The organism is Paenibacillus sp. 598K, assembly GCF_003851045.1.
Lineage (GTDB): Bacteria > Bacillota > Bacilli > Paenibacillales > Paenibacillaceae > Paenibacillus_D.
Genome location: NZ_BFBX01000011.1, coordinates 197,158 through 213,878, shown reverse-complemented (window position 1 = coordinate 213,878; position 16,721 = coordinate 197,158). Strand labels below are relative to the sequence as shown.

The window sequence follows — 16,721 nt, the reverse complement described above, 5'->3', positions numbered from 1 at the left end:
GGCTCCAGTGCACCTTTCTTCCCTTGCACTCACGGCCCAGCACTATCCTGACGCTCCGGTGTACCCTCTTCCTTGTACGCCGCCGTCCGTTAGCAGCGGCGCTGCGAGCTTCAAGGAAACTAAAAGAGAGCTGCACACGGGCAGCTCTTCTTCTTCTTCACTTCTTCTCTTCTCTGCTCTTCTCCCTATTGACCGGCTCCGGCTCCAGCTCCGGAGCCGCCGCCCCGGAATCGCCGGGCATGGGCGCGCGCCTCGTCCGGGTTGGTGACCCGGTTGCGGCTCCATTCGATCAGGATACGGTCGATGTAGCGCAGATGCAGCTTGCCCGCGAATACAGCTTCCTTAAGCGCGAAGCGGATCAGCTCGTCCGGGTAGTTGTACACATCTAGCCAGCCGCTGATCGTCTCGCACTCCATCGGCGACAGCGGTCGGCCGAATTCCCGTTCGAACAGCTTGAACAGATTGGGCATCGTCTCCACCTGAGGCTGCGTCGTTGTCCTCGCTCCCCCCGCGATGGGCTTGAACTGAGACTGCGCCGAGGCCGCCGCTTCGAGACGGCCGTCGCCGCGCCCGCCTTCCTCATCGAGCACCGCTACTGCGCGCTGCAGCCAGCCTTGCCAGTTATAGCGCTCATACTGGATGCCGCTCGCCTCGTCGATCCGTTCGTCGATCGTCAGCAGACCGTCCTTCATGAGACGCTGCAGCAACTGCCCGATCACCTGCGGCGTCACCCCCATCCGGCTAGCCAATTGCTCCGGCGTCGGGAAGTCATTGCCCTCGGCCAGTCGATAGGTCATCAGCTGCAGCAGCAGCATCGCCTCCGTATCCGACAGTCCACAGGCGCGATATGTACGCAGCAGGATGCCGGGCACGTACACTCCGCCCTCTGCCATCGCTTCAGCCATCCCGGCTCGCTTGCCTTCTTGCCATGCATTCAATACATCCGTTCCTCCTCGCTTATGGATACAACCGATAGAGCGTCCGCGGGAAAGGGATCGTCTCGCGCACATGATCCAATCCGCAAAGCCAGGCTACCGTGCGCTCCAGACCGAGACCGAAGCCCGAATGCGGCACGGTGCCGTACTTGCGCAGGTCGAGATACCATTGATAGGCTTCCGTGGACAGATTATGCTCGTCGAAGCGCTCTGCGAGCAGCTCCGGGTCGTCGATCCGCTGCGAGCCGCCGATGATCTCGCCGTACCCCTCTGGAGCGATCATGTCGGCGCACAGCACAACCTCAGGACGCTCCGGGTCCGGCTTCATATAGAACGCCTTGATCGCTGTCGGATAGCCGGTGATGAAGAGCGGCCGGTCATATGCGGCAGCCAGCGCCGTCTCGTGCGGTGCGCCGAAGTCCTCGCCCCACGCGATCTCGTGGCCCTCCCGCTGCAGCCAGGCGATCGCCTCGTCATAGGTGATGCGCGGGAACGGCGCCTGGATCGACTCCAGCTTGGCGATATCGCGTCCGAGCGTTTCCAGCTCGGTCCGGCAGCGCTGGGCGACCCGCTGCACGACATAAGCGACGAACTGCTCCTGCACGCGCAGACTTTGCTCGTGGTCGACGAAGGCCATCTCCGGCTCGATCATCCAGAACTCGATCAGATGCCGCCGCGTCTTCGATTTCTCCGCCCGGAACGTCGGTCCGAACGAATACACCTTGCCGAGCGCCATCGCCGCCGCTTCCATGTAGAGCTGGCCGCTCTGCGTCAGATACGCATCCTCGTCAAAGTACTTGGTATGGAACAGGTTGGTCGTCCCCTCGCACGACGAAGGCGTCAGCAGCGGCGGATCGACGAGCGTGAAGCCACGATCGTCAAAAAACTGCTGGATGCTGCGAATAATCTCCGCACGAACGATCATTACCGCTCGCTGTTTGGGCGTACGGAGCCACAGATGACGGCGATCCATCAGGAAATCGACGCCATGCTCCTTGGGCGTGATCGGATAATCTTGCGTCAACTGAATGACCTCGATGTCCGTCACGGTCAGCTCATAGCCCGACGGGCTGCGCGGCTCCTCCCGCACGAGTCCGGTGACGTACAGCGAGCTCTCCTGCGTCAGACTTTGCGCTGCGGCCCATATTTCTGGCGTCGTCTCGCTCTTCACCAGTACCCCCTGGATATATCCAGTGCCATCCCGCAGCTGCAGGAACTGGATCTTGCCGCTTGAGCGCTTGCCGTTCAGCCAGCAGCCGATGCGTACCTGACGCCCTGCTGCCTCCGCTACCGATCCGATTACCGTCAAGTCTTCCATCTACTCGCGCCCCCTTTATGCTCTACTACCCTTTCATGGCCTCTACGATGCTGAAGGTGTCGCGGGCGATCAACAGCTCTTCGTTGGTCGGCACGACCAGCACCGTAATCCTCGATGCATCGGTGGAGATGCGTCGCGTCTGACGCGAGCGCACCTTGTTGCGCTCCTCGTCCAGCTCCAGCCCGAGGAAGGTCAGCCCCTGGCAGGCAGCTGCGCGGACATGGGTCGAGTTTTCGCCGACGCCCGCCGTGAAGACGAGCACATCCAGTCCGTTCATCGCTGCGGCGTAGGCGCCGATATATTTGCGCAAGCGATAGGTATACATGTCAAAGGCGAGCTTGGCGTTTTTGTCGCCCTCCTCCATCGCTTCGACAATCTCGCGCATATCGCTGCTGATGCCGGAGATTGCCATCAAGCCGGAGTGCTTGTTGAGCATCGAGTTCACTTCGCTGAGCAACAGCTCCTCCTTGTTCATCGTAAACGGCACGATCGCCGGGTCGAGGTCGCCGCTGCGCGTCCCCATCATCAGCCCCTCGAGCGGTGTCAGGCCCATGCTCGTGTCGAATGACTTGCCGTCCTTAATCGCCGTGCAGCTCGCTCCGTTGCCGATGTGGCAGGTGATCATCTTGAGCGACTCCAGCGGCTGCTCCAGGTAAGCGGCGGCCTGATCGCTCACATAATGATGCGACGTGCCGTGGAAGCCGTAACGACGGATCTTGTGCCGCCGATAGAGCACCGTCGGGATCGGGTACAGATACGATTCCTTGGGCATCGACTGATGGAAGGCCGTGTCGAAGACGACAACCTGCGGGACGCCCGGGAGATTGGTCTCGACTGCCGTGATGCCCATCATATGGGCCGGATTGTGTAGCGGCGCCAGGTCGAACAGTCTGCGGATCTCCAGCTTCACCTCGTCGGTGACGAGTACCGACTGCTTGAACACCTCGCCGCCGTGGACGACGCGATGACCGACCGCCTGGATCTCATCGATCCGCTCGAGTACACCGTACTTCGGATGGACGAGCATATCGACGACGCGCTTGATCGCCGTCACATGATCGAGGATCTCGCTGACGTCGCGCGTCTCCTCCTTGCCGGGCACCTCCTGCGTGACGATCGACGAGTCCATGCCGATCCGCTCGACGCTGCCGCTTGCGAGGACAGACTCATCCTGCATATTGTAGAGCTGATATTTAAGCGAGGAGCTCCCCGCGTTGATGACCAGTACTTTCATTATATACGTTCTCCATCCTCGTTGTAATTGAAAAATCCGATGCCCGTCTTCACTCCCAGTTGACCGGCGCGCACCATCTTCTTGAGCACGATCGACGGACGATACTTCAACTCGCCATAGTCGCGGAACATGATCTCCAGCGCAGCCAGCACCGAATCGAGACCAAACCGGTCGGCCATCTCGAACGGTCCATGCTGGAACGAATAACCGATCCGCATCGCGCTGTCGATATCCTCCGCTGTCGCCACGCCCTCCTCGAGCACATGCAGCGCTTCATTGATATGAAGACAGATGAGTCGCGTCGTTACGAAGCCCGGCGATTCGTAGACCATGATGCCTTTTTTGTCGATCGTCTCCTCGATGAAATGCTTCGTCCGCTGGAATGTCTCGTCCGACGTCTTCAGCCCGCGCACGATTTCGACGAGGTCGATTTTGAACACGGGATGTATAAAGTGCATGCCGATGACGCGCTCCGGATGGCTGGACGCGCTGGCAAGCTCCGTCAAGCTAAGCGTCGAGGTGTTGCTGGCGAGGATGACTGACGGCGACAGATGCTTGTCGATCTCGGCGATCACCTGGATTTTCGTCTCCAGATCCTCGGAGATCGTCTCGATGACCAGCTCGCACTCCGCCAGCTGTGCATATCCGCTTATCGGATGTATCCGGTTCAGCACCAGTTTTTTTTCGGTTTGCGTCAGCGCCCATTTCTCGATTTGCTTATCGAGGCTATGCTCGATCATGCGCACCGCATGCTGCAGCTTCTCCTCCGTCTTCTCGATGGCCAGCACCTCGAGCCCTTTGAACGCGAGCATCTCCGCGATACCCTGGCCCATCGTGCCCATCCCGACTACGCCTACCGTTCTTACTTTCATCATCTCCACCCATTTCTCTATGTTTGCAGTATGGTTATCTTTGGCTGGCGGCCGATGGCCGCTATCTCCTATTCTACACATCCGCCAACGCCGGGCGCAAGCGCAAGCGGCGGCAAAATGCGGAAAAGAGCCGCCATTTGTGACGCAATGGCAACAGCCCGCCGCGATACTTCAGCATTCTATGTAAAAAAGATCACCTGTACGGTGATCTCGGTAAGCTTTGTGACGAAGCTCAGCTAAGACATCAGGAGACTCTCGCTTAGTTACGCGCTCACCGGCTCCTCGCGCATCAGCTCGCGGAATCGATCGCCGCTCAGATTCTCCTCTGTGAGCAGAATATCGAGCGCGCGCAGGAACAGCTGACGATGGCCGAGCAGCAGCTGCTTGGTCTGCTGCATCAGCTTGTCGAGCATCGTCGAGCTGATCTTGGCCCAACTGTCCGGCGTCATCATCGAGCGGTCGACGATGCCAAGCTCGGTCAGCCCCGACTCGACCATCGTACGCACGATGTTCATCGCCTGGTCGAAGTCGCCGCGCGAGCCGGTGCTGCGGCTGCCATAGAAGATCTCCTCGGCGGCCGCGCCGCTGAGCGCGATCATGATCTGCCCTTCCAGAAACTCTGCGGTGTACAGATACTGATCCTGCTGCGGCTGATGGCGGACATAGCCGAGCGCTTGGCCACGGGGCGACAGCGCGACCGTCGAGACGCTGCCCGGGCGGACCAACTCCGCCGTGATCGCGTGACCGAGCTCATGGATCGCTACCCGCTCGCGCTCCTCACGCGTCGCTTCGCGGTCCGTCTTCTCGCCCATCATCACCTTGTCGATCGCCGAGGACAGATGCCGATGGCTGATCTCCTGCTCCTCCTCGCGCATCGCATAGATCGCCGCCTCGTTCATGACGCTCTCGAGCTGCGCCCCGGAGAAGCCAAACGACTCCTCGGCGACGCGGCTTAGCTCCACATCCGCATGCAGCGGCTTATTGCGCGCATGGATGCCGAGGATATGCTCGCGGCCTTTTTTGTCAGGAAGCTCGACGCCGATATGGCGGTCGAAGCGACCGGGACGGAGCAACGCCGGATCGAGCATTTCCTTGCGGTTGGTGGCCGCCATGATCAGAATACGCGGCGACTCGGACGTGTGAATGCCGTCCATCTCCGTCAACAGCTGGTTAAGCGTCTGATCGTACTCGCGATGCTGTCCGCCGTCGCGCTTGCCGCCGATCACATCGATCTCGTCGATGAAGACGACGGCGCTGTTTTTGCCTGCCTTCGCCGCCTTCTGTCGGGCGCTCTTGAACAGATCCCGGATCCGCCCGGCGCCGACGCCGACATACATCTCGACGAACTCGCTGCCCGAGGCGGCAACGTAGATCGAGTCGGTATAACGCGCAGCTGCCTTGGCCAGCAGCGTCTTACCCGTGCCCGGCGGCCCAGTAAGCAGGATGCCCTTAAGCGGCCGGATGCCGAAACGTGCGATCTCCTCGGGCTTGACGATAAAGTCCAGCGCCTCGATCAGCTCCGACTTGGCCCGCTCCTGTCCGCCGATCTCGTCGAAGCTCAGCTGCTGCGCCACTCTTCCTTGACCATGACGATCGCCGCCGGCCGTTGCCAGATGACCCCGACTCTTGACCGCGAACAGCAGCAGCGAGCCGATCGCGATGACGATCAGGACGGGCATCACATTGTAGCCGATGTAGGCGAGGAAGCCGAGCAGCGCGATGCCGCCGCCGATTAGCAACTCCTTCCAGTGCTTAAGCATGGCTCCACACCCCCAGCTGCGCCGGGATGCGAGGCAGGATGACGTACTTGGCCGCCGTTTCATTCTCCAACGTAATGTATACATTGCTGTCGTCCATCTCAGTCACTGCTGTCAGTCCGGGATGGCTCTCCGTCAGCTGCTCCAGCGCGGCCGGGATGCCGGCATAGTGCCGCGTCTCCATCGCCTGGGCGACATCGAACAGCACGCTGGACCACAGCTCGTCCAACTGCTCATTATCCGTCTGGACGAGATCGAGCCGCAGCTCACGCCCGCCTATATAGTCGGAGCCGCTGCTCCGTATCGCTTGATACACTTCTCTAAGGTTCGCGCCCTTCTCCAGCTCCAGTCGGATCTGTACGGTGGTCCGGTCCACAGTCGGCTCAGCAGACTGGACACCCGGCACATCCTTGAGGACGCTAGCGAGCGGCTGCTGCACCGCCATGCTGTTGTACAGAGACCATCCGCCGAGCAGCAAGGCTGCGCCGAGCACGGCTGTCAATACTAGTGGGAACCATCGCAGTCTCATCAGTGAACAGCCTCCTTCGTCGGGTAAGTTACTTCAGGTGATAGATTAACATCTATACCGAAAGTATAGCATACACCGCTAGACGAAAGAGGCTGTAAATAGTACCATTCCGGGCGCGCCATCAGCAATCAGGGGAGACTATCCTCATCGGAAATGCTGCCTTCGGCAAACCGGTTGGGCAAATTATAGGTTGTAATAAATTGTCCGTTGTCAAACCGATAGAAGCTGTAAAAAAAGCGGCGCGGCGAGCCTTCAACGCTATAATAGACCTCCCACGCCTTGACGCCGTTGAGCAGGCCCGGCATGATCCGGACGACCTGCTGCTCGGGATGGTCTGCCGCAAGCTGCCGCTTCAGCTCCTCTTCAGAGATGCCGTCTGCCGCACCGATAATCTCGACCTTGTCATCGTGCAGCCACACCATCAACTGCTGTTCAGCCGTATCGCGGCCTTGTACGATCCAGGTCGTCGTGTTCCAGACATGCTTGTCGATCCGATCGATCTCCGTCAATTGTGCGGCCTCAGACGCTCGTTGCGCAGCCTCCCGCTCCTCGGCCCACACCTCCGCATGGATGGACCGATACCACAGGTTGAAGATCAGGAAGGCGAGCAGCAGCAGCGTTGCGACCAGGACAACCCAGCGCATCGGCGTCATGAGTCCGGGTCTGCGGCTGCGGAGTCGCATCTGCTACCTCGTCAGCAGCGCGTCGAATCGCTGCTGCGCCTCCGCCAGGATACGCTCCTCATCGAGCAGCAGACAAGCGCCGTCGCGGACCACCTGCTTGCCGTCGACCCATACATGCCGGACATCGCGGCCCGAGCCGGCGTAGACGAGATGGGAGATCAGGCTCGTGCGCGGATAAAAATGCGGCTGATCGATGTCAATCGCGATGAAGTCGGCCTTCATGCCAACCTGTAAACGGCCAAGCTCAGTCGCCTGACCAAGCGTCGCGGATCCGCCCAGCGTCGCCAGCTCCAGCGCCTGATAGGCAGGTACAGCCGTCGGGTCGCCGGAGACGCCCTTATGGATGAGCGCTGCCAGACGGATCTCGTCGAACAGATCGAGATTGTTGTTGCTGGCCGCGCTGTCAGTACCGAGTGACACCTTGACGCCGCGAGCGAGCAGCTCCGGCACCCGGGCGACACCGCTCGCCAGCTTCAGGTTGCTGGCCGGATTGTGCGAGACGCCGACGCCGCGCTCGGCGAGCAAGGCGATCTCCTCGTCCGTCAGATGGACGGCGTGCGCGACGAAGGACGGGCGGGAGAAGAAGCCGAGCTTGTCGAGATGCTCTGGCGGCCGGCAGCCGTAATCGCGGACATTTTGCTCAACCTCGGCAGCCGTCTCGGACATATGCGTGTGGAGCATCAGGTCGAGATCGTGAGCCGCCTGTACGAATTGCTCGATATACGCTGGCGGGCAGGTGTACGGCGCATGGGGCGACAGCAGCGTATGGATGCGGCCATTGCCTCGCCCGTTCCATTGCTCGGCGAACCGCTTCGCCTCCGCCAGCTTCTCCCGCTGCTCCTCCTCCGAGCACAGACCGATGACGCCACGCGCCAGCCAGGCCCGGATTCCTGCGCGGTCGGCCGCCTCGGCGACGACCTCCATGCGGTCGTACATATCGACGAAGGCCGTCGTGCCGCTCTTGAGCAGCTCCAGCAGCGCCAGCTCCGCCCCGACCTTCGTATCCTCGGCCTGGTAGCGGCCCTCCATCGGCCACATCTTCTGCTCCAGCCACACCTGCAGCACCTGGTCGTCCGAGTAGCCGCGCAGCAGCGACATCGGCGCATGACCATGCGTATTGATCAGGCCTGGCATGAATGCCAGCCCTTTGCCGGAGACCCGCTCAGCGTCGGCAGCGACCTCCTGCGGCGGCTGCTCGCCGATATAGACAATCCGATCGTCCTCGATCAGCATATGGCCCTCGAACACCTGCTGCTCGCCGCCCATCGTGATGAACTGTCCGCCTTCAATCCAAAGCTGACTCATCTTCCTTATCCCCCTCTTCCCGATTGTCCAAATAATAAGCCAGACTGAGCAACTCCGTCGTAAAATCCGCATGGTGAATCCGCACATGCTCCGGCACCCTCAGGATGACCGGGGCAAAGTTAAGGAGGCCCTCGATGCCTGCCTCAGTGAATTTGGTCGCGACATTTTGCGCCTCCATCGCCGGCACGGTGATGATGCCGATCCGGATGTCCATCTCTCGCACCGTCTGCTCGAGCTCGTGCATCGGCTGAACGAGCAAGCTGTTGATGGCGGTGCCGACCTTCGATTCCTGGGCGTCGAAGACAGCAACGATCCGCATATTGTCCTTTATATACGTATTGTAGTTGCAGAGTGCATGTCCGAGATTACCGGCTCCGACAAGCGCCACATTCAGCGTCTGATCCAGCTTCAAGATGCCCCGGATTTTCTCGATCAGATAGGCGACATCATAACCGACGCCCTTACGGCCAAACTCGCCGAAGTAGGCGAGATCCTTACGGATCTGCGCCGGATTGAGATCCAGCTTCTGACCGAGATCCTGCGACGATACCGTCTGTACCTCCCGCCGGGACAACTCATTGAGATATTGAAGGTAGATCGGCAGTCTGCGTACGACAGCTTCAGATATTTTGATGGGCTTCATCCTTCGCCTCCTTTTGATCGGCTTGCAGCCATTCCCGCATTCGCGGCACGATCTGGTCGAGATGCATATGTTCGATCTTCGGTCCCGGCAGCGAATAGAGGAAATGCTTGCCGTAATACGTCTCGATGACGCGCGTATCGTAGATGAGGACGATGCCCCGATCCTGCGCGCTTCTCACCAGTCGTCCGAAGCCTTGCTTGAAGCGAATGACCGCTTGCGGGATCGACAGCTTCATAAACGGATTTTGCTTTTGCTGCTGGATGAGCTCCGACTTGGCCTCGACGAGTGGATGGTTCGGCGGCTGGAACGGCAGCCTGACGATCGCCAGACAGATGAGCGCCTCGCCCGGCAGATCGACGCCCTCCCAGAAGCTGCTCGTCCCGAGCAGCACGGATGCGGACTGCTGCTGGAAGCGACGGGTCAGCTTCGTCCGGTTGCCGCTGTCGATGCCCTGGCCGAGCACCTGGATATCCGATGCGGCGAGCGCTTCCTTGAGCGGCTCGTACACTTGCCTCAGCATCCGATAAGAGGTGAACAGCACGAGCATCCGGCCCTTCGTCTCCGTAGCCGCATCGGCCAGCGACTGCACGAGCATGCCGATGAAGGCAGGGTCGCCTACCGTCCCTTTGACACTAGGGAAGTTGCGCGGGATGCAGACGAGCGCTTGCTCGCGGTAGTTGAACGGCGAGGGCAGCTGCACCGTCTTGAGCCGGCCCTGCTCCTCCAGCCCTGTCAGACCAAGCTGCTCGCAGGCATACTGGAACGACTTTTGCACCGACAGCGTAGCCGAGGTCAGGACGATGCTGTTTTTCATCTCGAAAAAATAGCTCTGCAGCTGCGCGCTTACATCGGCCGGCACCGCATACAGATGGACTGACTTGGCCCGGAAGTTGGGATGCGACTCGATCCAGTATACCTCGGTCGGATGCTCCAGCTTCATAAAGTGGCGCAGGTCGTCGCGCACCCGAGCCAGATCCTTGACATTGCCATTCATATCAGTCACAAGCGCCTGCAAGCCGCTATCGTCGCTGCGATCCTTAATATCCGAGAGCAGCTTGTCGAGCGTTTTGGCTACCCGGTTGAGATGACCGTATAGTACCTCCTCAGCCTCCTGTACGGACGGCCAGCTCTCCGGCGGCTGCTGCGGCCTCAGTCGGGTGACGGCCGCGACAGACTCGGCAGCGGCGCTGTCCGCGACTCCGCCCGAGATGCCATAGAGCAGCTCGGCGAGCCGGTCCCACGCCTCTCGCACGTCGGTGAAGGCTGGCATCATCTCGTCCACCGTCTCCCGCCACGCCTCGCTATGCTCTTCGCCCGCATACTCCAGCTTGCCGCGCAGCTGCGGGAGCAGACCGTTGCGCGAGTCCTTATAGAGGCGCTGTATCGGATGATGCAGACCGAAGTAAGACACTTGCAAGCCGAGATGCTTGCCCGCGACCTCCTCCAGATGATGCGCCTCGTCGACGATCAGATAGTCGTAAGTCGGCAGCAGCCGGTGCTCGGCCCGGATGTCGGTGAACAACATGGAGTGATTGGTAATGACGACGTCGGCCAGGTTGGCCTCCTGCTTGGCGCGGTGATAGTAACAGCGCTTGAACCAGGGACAAGCCCGGTTCAGACAGGAGTCCGTGTCGCTTGCCACCGTATCCCAAAATTCGCTGCCCTTGTTGCCAAGATGCAGCTCTTCCTGATCGCCGCGGTCGGTCTCGCCGAGCCAGACGACCATCTGGGCGGCAGTCAACGCATCGTCCATCAGACTGACGAAGTCGGCGACATTCACTTTTCCTTCGAACTTGCGCAGGCAGAGATAGTTGCTTCGCCCCTTGAACACCGCTGCCTTGAAGGGGAAGGGCAGCGCCTCCTGCAAGAGCGGGATATCCCGCTCACGAAGCTGCTCCTGCAAGTTGATCGTATGGGTGCTGACGACTATCTTTTGCTCTTGCTGGACACCATAAAACAAGGAAGGTATAAGATAACCCAGCGACTTGCCCGTGCCGGTGCCGGCTTCGATCAGCAGATGCCGACCCTCTGCGAATGATTCATAAACCTCGCGGAACATCTGGTTTTGCGGCTCCCGCTCTTCGTAGCCAGGCACCCGGGAGCGAAACGTATCCTGCACCTGAGACAGATAGTCTTCGAAATTCATCCCAGTGAGCTCCGCCTGATCGAGCGTCGATCGTGGCGGCTCCTCCTCCGTCCAGTCCCCGACCTTGAGCGTGAACTGGCGGAAGTAGGAGAAGGCGTCCTCGTCAATCGTCGTTGCGCTCTCTTTGCGCTCCAGCGCGTCATGAATCAGCCATGCGAGGTCCTGATGATCGACGAGCAGCGCCGAGAGCCGCTGCAGCGTCAAGAGCGGCAACTCCCGCAGCTTGCTCACAGCGGCTGCGAACAGGTCGGCTGTCGCTTGGGCGTCGCTGTCTGCCTGGTGCTGACGGTCATGGGCGATGCCGAACAGCTCGGTGACCGCGCCGAGCTGATACGTCGTCAGCGACGGGTAGAGGATGCGCAGCAGGAGGATCGTATCGAGCCGTCTGCCGACGAATGGCATATAGCCGCTGCGCTCGAGCCATTCGTTCAGGAAGCCCGCGTCGAAGCCGACATTGTGCGCCACGAGCACGGCATCCTCCAATCGGGGGATCATCTCCAGCAGCACATCCTCGATCGCAGGAGCGGCCGCCACCTGCTCGTCATCGATGCCGGTCAAGGACGTAATAAACGCAGGAATGGGAATGGTAGGCTTGACGAAAGAACTGTAGCTGTCGATCTGCTCCAGTTCCTCGTTCAAGACCACCAATCCCACCTGGATGATCTGATCATCGGTCCCATGACCGGTTGTTTCAAAGTCAAGTACGGCAAAATTCATCCGGTTCGATCCTCTCACAAACAGCTGAGCTCCGCACTTCCAAAGTACAAGGACAATTGGCCTGCTCTTTTCCTGCAGCTGTTCAAATTGTTCAGCGGGTCGGTGAATGTCGGATCGGCTTCGCAGGCTCGGGTAAAATAAGCCTCGGCCTCGTCCAAATTCATCCGGACCGCCTGAATGCAGCCCAATGCATTAAGGCTGAGCGCCTTCCATTTGGGATGATCGGTTAATGCGGACACCATCTGGAACAACCGTTGGGCATCCAGCCATTGTTGCAGATGCATGTAGGTCATCCCCAGGAACATCCGCGAAAGATTGCACTCCGGCATCGTATCAACCGCGCGCTCCAGCGCATCGGCCGCCTGCTGGAACATGAGGAGCTTGAAGTAGCCCTGACCGCGACTTAGCCAGCCCGGGCCGTCGCCCGAGTCCTCTTCAAGCCCGTCGTCCGCAGCCGCCTCTACCACCTCGGTCGCTTCCGCGCGCTGGCGATACAAGCTGAGCTTCTCCTCGAAATGCACCCAGTGATCCATGACCTGGTCGCTGAGCGCGATGAGCGTCCCGAGTTGGGCCTCGTCCTCTTCGGACAGGATCCCTTCCGGGCATCGCTTCATCAGGTCGTCCAGCTTCTCATGCATCGTGGCAAACAAATGCGTAATCATGTGCCGCTCCCGCCTTTACGATCAGAATGATTGCTTGCCCGCCCCGAAGCGGTCGTACCCTCATTCTTTGTCAAGGCGGGTCGTTTCATTCTCTGTGCCAGCCGTTACATAGGACTGACAACGATCCACTGCCTTCGATCCTGTTGGCACTGAATAACGGCCTCTGGGCTCGAATCGCAGTATCCGTATCAAACAATCGTCGCGTGAATCTCCTCGCTGAGCGTCTCCGCCGGCTTGTTGCCCTCATCCATCAAGACGACCTTGGGCTTGTGCGTGCGCGCCTCGGCGTCGGTCATCATCGCGTACGAGATGATGATGACCTGGTCGCCCGGCTGCACAAGTCTGGCGGCGGCGCCGTTTAGACAGATGACACCGGAGCCGCGCGGGCCCGGAATGACATACGTCTCAAAGCGGGCGCCGTTATGATTATTGACGATCTGCACCTTTTCGTTGGCCCAGATATCGCTTAGCTCCATCAGATCTTCATCGATCGTAATGCTGCCGACGTAGTTCAGATTGGCTTCCGTTACGGTTGCCCGGTGAAGCTTGGACTTCATCATCGTTCTATACATGTGCAGCCACCTCGTCTCCTGAGAATATCCGGTTGTCGATCAGTCGGGTGCGTCCGAAGCGGACCGCGACGGCCGCGATCCAGCGCTGGCCGGGAGCGAGCCGCTCGCCGGGCGCAGGCTCCGTCAGCTCGGGGAATCGCAGCACGTCGACGTAGTCGATGTCGGCGAGCGGCGCGCTGCCGATATGCTCGCGGACCCGCGCTGTCGTCTCCGACGCGTCCAGACCTTCGCGCAGCCACCCGTCCGCTCTGGAGAGCGCCTGCGATAGCACCACCGCCTCGCGGCGCTCCTGCTCGCTCAGATAGACGTTGCGCGAGCTCATCGCCAGGCCATCGGCTTCCCGAACCGTCTCGCATGGCACGATCTCGATCGGGAAGTTCAGATCCTCGGTCATCGTCACGATGACCGCCACTTGCTGCGCATCCTTCATCCCGAAGTATGCGCGATCCGGCAGTACGATATGGAACAGCTTGCTCACCACCGTGCCGACGCCGTCGAAGTGACCGGGCCGAGAAGCGCCGCACAGCCGCTCCGTCACACCCGAGACGAGGACCCGCGTAGCGCTTGCGCGCGGGTACATCTCCTCCACCGATGGCATGAACAGCACGTCCGCGCCGGCTGCCGCCGAGAGCGCCGCATCCCGCTCAGGATCGCGCGGATAGCGGTCGAAGTCCTCGCCGGGGCCAAATTGCAGCGGGTTCACGAACAAACTGACGACGGTAAGCCCGCATTCGGCGGCGGAACGGCGGATCAGACTGGCATGCCCTTCGTGCAGATAACCCATCGTCGGCACCAGCCCCACGAGAGCGTCGGGATGCTCCGTCCGATAGGCTCGGATATAGGCTCTCAGCTCGTCGATTGTCGTACAGAGGATCATGACGGCTCCTGCTCCTTCCCACTGCCATAGACGGCAGCAGGCGCTGCGGCCTCGCTTGTAAAGCTGTGCTCCTCGGTCGGGAATCGACCTTCTCTTACATCGGAGGCATAAGCGCCGATCGCTTCGCGAATCGTCGTGCCGATGTCGGCATACGTGCGGACGAATTTTTTCTTCTTGTAGGCCGCGTCATATTGCAATATATCGTGATAGACCAGCACCTGTCCATCGCAGTCCTGACCTGCGCCGATGCCGATCGTCGGGATCGACACCGCTGCCGTGATCTCGGCGGCGACAGAGGCGACGACCATCTCCAGGACGATCGCGCTCGCCCCCGCCTGCTCCAGCGCCCGGGCATCTGACAGGAGACGCTTGGCGTCGGCCTCCTGCTTGCCCTGGACCCGGTAGCCGCCAAGCTGATGCACCGATTGCGGGGTCAGGCCGAGATGCCCGACGACAGGGATGCCGCCGCGCACGCATGCGCGCACCTCGTCGGCGATCTCCTCGCCGCCCTCCAGCTTGACGGCGTGGGCAAGTCCCTCCTGCATGAGCCGCGCCGCGTTGCGCAGCGTCGTCTCCATGCCGGTATGGTAGGACATGAATGGCATATCCGCCAGGATGAAGGTCTGTGTCGCTCCGCGCGCCACCGCGCGCGTATGATAGACCATATCGTCGATCGTGACGGGGATCGTCGTATCATAACCTAACACGACATTGCCCAGCGAGTCGCCGACCAATATCGCATCGATCCCGGCTTCCTCCGCCAGTCGGGCGGACGGATAGTCATAGGCAGTAATGAACGAGATGGGCTGGCCTTGACGTTTCATTTGCTTCATTTTCGTTACGGTGAGTGGAGTCTTCATTGCAGTTAACCTCCTCGGTCAGGATGCGCACAACAAAAAAACCTTTTAGCCGCGACTAAAAAGGTCCCCAAACCAAAAAGGAACATTCTCCACTTGCTTCCTTCTGTCTCGGTCCCTACGGCTCAGAGCAGAGTGCGTGAATACATCGCTAGCCATGCGACAGTTCCCGCCGGGTACAACTCCGATCTACGGATGCCGTCCCGAACACCTGTTGCATGTATCTGTAGTATAGCACAACAAAAAGGCGTCCGTCTATGAACGGACGCCCCGCGTCTTCGATCAAGCCATCTCCGCCGAGTAGACAGGCTCGACCGCGCCATCCTCGTCCCGCAGCAACAACGCGCCTTGGGCATTGAGGCCGATCGGCGTGCCCCTCCGCTCGCCCTGAGGCGTCAGCAGCACCGCCGGCTTGTCCAGGGAGACGCTGAGCGCTTCCCACAGCAGGCGGATCGGCTCGAAGCCCTGAGCCTCGTAGATGCCCATCAGCGACTCCAGCTCCGCCAGGAAACTGCGGATCACCTCGACCCGCTCCCAAGCGCGCCCGCTCGCCAGCCGCAGCGACCATGCCCGCTCCCGCACTTCCTCGGGGAAGTCGGCCGCTTCGAGATTGACATTGATGCCGATCCCGGCGACGACATAGCGCAGCCGGTCATCCTCGGCTGCCGATTCCAGCAGGATGCCGCTCAGCTTGCGTCCTTCCAACAGGATGTCGTTGGGCCACTTGATGCCGATCTCGAGCGCTGTCGTCTGCCGGAGCGACCGACAGAGCGCGACCGCCGTTAGCAGCGTCAGCTGCGGGGTGAACGGGAGCGGGATCGCCGGACGCAGCACCAGGCTCATCCAGACGCCCTTGCCGGGCGGCGAGATGAAGCTGCGGCCAAGCCTGCCGCGGCCTTGCACCTGCTGATCGGCGAGCACGAGCGTGCCGTCCGGCGCGCCTGCCTCCGCCAGCTCGCGGGCCCGATTTTGCGTCGAATCAAGCGATTCGTACCAGTGCAGCGGCGCGCCGTAGCGCCCGCCAGCGAGCCGCTCCTGCAGCGTCTGAGCGGTCAGCGGGTCCGGCGCCGACAACAGACGGTAGCCAAGCTTGGTCGAAGCCTCGAACACATAGCCTTTAGCTTCCAGCTTTTTGATCTGCTTCCAGACGGCCGTACGGCTCACTGCGAGCTCGCGGCTGATCGCCTCGCCCGACACGTACGCACCGTTTTGTTCGCCGAGCAGTTGCAACAGTTTCTCGCTCATGATAGCTCCTCCGCCTCGCAGGATAAGACATAGGCCGCGAGCGCTTCCTTCGTATTCTGTACGCGGCCGAGTGCCGCTGCGAAGAGCAGCCGCTGCAGCAGCGGCTTCATCCAAGGTCCCGGCCGGCGCTCCAGCAGCTGCTGCACCTCTCCGCCGCCGAGCGCCAGCTCCTTCAGCGTCGCCGGATACAGCTCGTTCAGCCACTGTCTCAGCTGCACCGGGGCTGGCAATCGGTCAACGTCGGGCAACAGTCCCGCCTCCAACATATCCAGCCATAGCGCGGCAGCTGGACGGCCGATGTCGATGATCGCCCGTATCCATGCCTCCTTTATCGCCTCTCCTTCGGAGCCGGACGCTGCCGTCGCCCGC

The 16,721-nt window shown here is 60.8% G+C and carries 15 protein-coding genes and 1 pseudogene; all 16 read right to left on the bottom strand.

The features are described from left to right. Positions 1-185: 185 nt before the first annotated feature. Positions 186-938: a DnaD domain protein gene (locus PA598K_RS05310; RefSeq protein WP_260405271.1), complete on the bottom strand. Its 753-nt coding sequence runs from the start codon at positions 936-938 to the stop codon at positions 186-188. Positions 939-957: 19 nt separating this feature from the next. After that, positions 958-2,253: an asparagine--tRNA ligase gene (gene asnS / locus PA598K_RS05305; RefSeq protein WP_128655922.1), complete on the bottom strand. Its 1,296-nt coding sequence runs from the start codon at positions 2,251-2,253 to the stop codon at positions 958-960. A gap of 25 nt (positions 2,254-2,278) precedes the next feature. After that, on the bottom strand, positions 2,279-3,487 hold the full coding sequence (locus PA598K_RS05300) for an acetate kinase (protein WP_128655921.1): 1,209 nt from the start codon (positions 3,485-3,487) through the stop codon (positions 2,279-2,281). Next, positions 3,487-4,359: a 3-hydroxyacyl-CoA dehydrogenase family protein gene (locus tag PA598K_RS05295; protein ID WP_128655966.1), complete on the bottom strand. Its 873-nt coding sequence runs from the start codon at positions 4,357-4,359 to the stop codon at positions 3,487-3,489. Before PA598K_RS05295 ends, PA598K_RS05300 begins: the two co-directional genes overlap by 1 nt. 263 nt (positions 4,360-4,622) lie before the next feature. Continuing rightward, positions 4,623-6,119, bottom strand: coding sequence for an AAA family ATPase (locus PA598K_RS05290; RefSeq protein ID WP_128655920.1), 1,497 nt, complete (start codon positions 6,117-6,119; stop codon positions 4,623-4,625). After that, positions 6,112-6,645: a hypothetical protein gene (locus PA598K_RS05285; protein WP_128655919.1), complete on the bottom strand. Its 534-nt coding sequence runs from the start codon at positions 6,643-6,645 to the stop codon at positions 6,112-6,114. The genes PA598K_RS05290 and PA598K_RS05285 overlap by 8 nt, the downstream gene beginning before the upstream one ends. A gap of 128 nt (positions 6,646-6,773) precedes the next feature. Continuing rightward, positions 6,774-7,328, bottom strand: coding sequence for a cell wall elongation regulator TseB-like domain-containing protein (locus PA598K_RS05280; protein WP_128655918.1), 555 nt, complete (start codon positions 7,326-7,328; stop codon positions 6,774-6,776). Positions 7,329-7,331: 3 nt separating this feature from the next. Continuing rightward, positions 7,332-8,633, bottom strand: coding sequence for an amidohydrolase (locus tag PA598K_RS05275; RefSeq protein ID WP_128655917.1), 1,302 nt, complete (start codon positions 8,631-8,633; stop codon positions 7,332-7,334). Then, positions 8,614-9,276 carry a redox-sensing transcriptional repressor Rex gene (locus PA598K_RS05270; RefSeq protein ID WP_128655916.1) on the bottom strand — a complete coding sequence of 221 codons (663 nt, stop codon included), beginning with the start codon at positions 9,274-9,276 and terminating at the stop codon, positions 8,614-8,616. The genes PA598K_RS05275 and PA598K_RS05270 overlap by 20 nt, the downstream gene beginning before the upstream one ends. Continuing rightward, positions 9,254-12,139: an ATP-dependent DNA helicase DinG gene (gene dinG, locus PA598K_RS05265; protein WP_128655915.1), complete on the bottom strand. Its 2,886-nt coding sequence runs from the start codon at positions 12,137-12,139 to the stop codon at positions 9,254-9,256. The genes PA598K_RS05270 and dinG overlap by 23 nt, the downstream gene beginning before the upstream one ends. A 14-nt stretch (positions 12,140-12,153) precedes the next feature. Continuing rightward, positions 12,154-12,801 (bottom strand): hypothetical protein, encoded by a 648-nt coding sequence (locus PA598K_RS05260; RefSeq protein WP_128655914.1) that lies wholly within the window; start codon positions 12,799-12,801, stop codon positions 12,154-12,156. Between the two features lie 188 nt (positions 12,802-12,989). After that, positions 12,990-13,373 (bottom strand): aspartate 1-decarboxylase, encoded by a 384-nt coding sequence (panD, locus tag PA598K_RS05255; protein ID WP_128655913.1) that lies wholly within the window; start codon positions 13,371-13,373, stop codon positions 12,990-12,992. Further along, positions 13,366-14,250 (bottom strand): pantoate--beta-alanine ligase, encoded by an 885-nt coding sequence (gene panC / locus PA598K_RS05250; protein WP_128655912.1) that lies wholly within the window; start codon positions 14,248-14,250, stop codon positions 13,366-13,368. The genes panD and panC overlap by 8 nt, the downstream gene beginning before the upstream one ends. Then, positions 14,247-15,110 (bottom strand): 3-methyl-2-oxobutanoate hydroxymethyltransferase, encoded by an 864-nt coding sequence (panB, locus tag PA598K_RS05245; protein ID WP_128655911.1) that lies wholly within the window; start codon positions 15,108-15,110, stop codon positions 14,247-14,249. The genes panC and panB overlap by 4 nt, the downstream gene beginning before the upstream one ends. A gap of 279 nt (positions 15,111-15,389) precedes the next feature. Next, entirely contained in the window at positions 15,390-16,352 is a 963-nt protein-coding gene (locus PA598K_RS05240) for a biotin--[acetyl-CoA-carboxylase] ligase (RefSeq protein WP_128655910.1), read from the bottom strand. Next, positions 16,349-16,721, bottom strand: a pseudogene (locus PA598K_RS05235) (hypothetical protein); the annotation flags it as partial. The pseudogene PA598K_RS05235 and the gene PA598K_RS05240, both read right to left, overlap by 4 nt.